This is a genomic window from Microcoleus sp. OTE_8_concoct_300 (assembly GCF_031383065.1).
Classification (GTDB): domain Bacteria; phylum Cyanobacteriota; class Cyanobacteriia; order Cyanobacteriales; family Microcoleaceae; genus Microcoleus.
On record NZ_JANMZH010000954.1, the window covers coordinates 1 to 1175 of the forward strand.

The 1175-nt window shown below is 43.2% G+C and carries 1 protein-coding gene; it reads right to left on the reverse strand.

Annotated elements, in window-relative coordinates; all coding sequences use genetic code 11:
- Positions 1-877: 877 nt before the first annotated feature.
- Positions 878-1175 (reverse strand): adenylate/guanylate cyclase domain-containing protein (locus ACUVJL_RS40385; RefSeq protein ID WP_445250968.1); only part of this gene is annotated, 298 nt, incomplete at its 5' end.

The window sequence follows — 1175 nt, forward strand, 5'->3', positions numbered from 1 at the left end:
TAAAAGTAGCTACCTTTTAAGCTCAGGCAAGCTATTGCTCAAAAACTCAAAAAGTAGAAGATTAAACAGCTAATCTTGAAGACTTTTTGCGTCGAGAAACCCGTTTTTTAACGGTGGGATAGCGCGGTGCCTTAGTACGTACCTTTCCTTTTTCCCAGCCGGGGGATTTTCCCCTATGTTTAGGCATTTTTGTAGGAGTACCAATGTCAACTAAAAGCGACAACATTGATTAACACGTCAGTAAAGTTAAATTGATACGCTTCAGATTGCCTGCATGAGTCTATTCTCGATCGCTAAATCTTGTGCCAGCCAGAGTTGCCAACTCATCAACGGCATTAAATCACTCCAACGCTCACATTGTTCGGGAGTTCTCAAGTTAGGCAATGTCCAATGTAATCGTGGCGAATGCAAACCGATACCAATGATCCACTCCAAAACGTCGCAAATATTTGAACCAAATAGTTTCTAAGGGTAGAGTTCGTTCTCCAACCCAAGCCAACCATAAGGGTGGAAACGGCTGACCATTTGACATGGGCTTCATTCTTAAGGGCGAGGATTAAATTGACACGAATGTTGGGCCGCACGATAAAAATGTAAGTCAAGCCATTGTCTGAGGAGGACTTGTCCCAACTCTGTTTTGTTCGTCACTACAGTGATTAGTTTTATAAGAATTTGATTCCCAATTCGGTGGCATCGAAATGATAGAGGAGACGGCAGTGCCGTGTCCCTACAATTAATCGGGCGGTAGTTACATCTCTTGTGAGTATGACGATTATTTTGGGGCGCAAGAAACGGCAATGCCGTGTCCTCCGTTACTCCAAATCAATATGCCCAATCCTCAATGCCCAATTTCTAATTCCCAATTCCCAATTTCCAATTACATTTGATTTCTGGTGGTATGATAAACTGCGATCACTCTGTCAATTCCTTTAAAACGGAAATCTCCCATCGGCTCAAAACTTTGGGGCAATCGCAGCAACTTGTAAGTAGCTTCGCTCACCACACATTCCCCCGGCAGACAAATTCCCTCCATCCTAGCAGCCAAATTAATTGTCGAACCCAACACAGTATAATCAACTCTTTTGGAACTGCCGACATCGCCAATTATCGCCTTGCCACTGTTAATAGAAATCCGCAATTGCAGCGGTTCGCCCAAACTATTATTTGCATTTAGT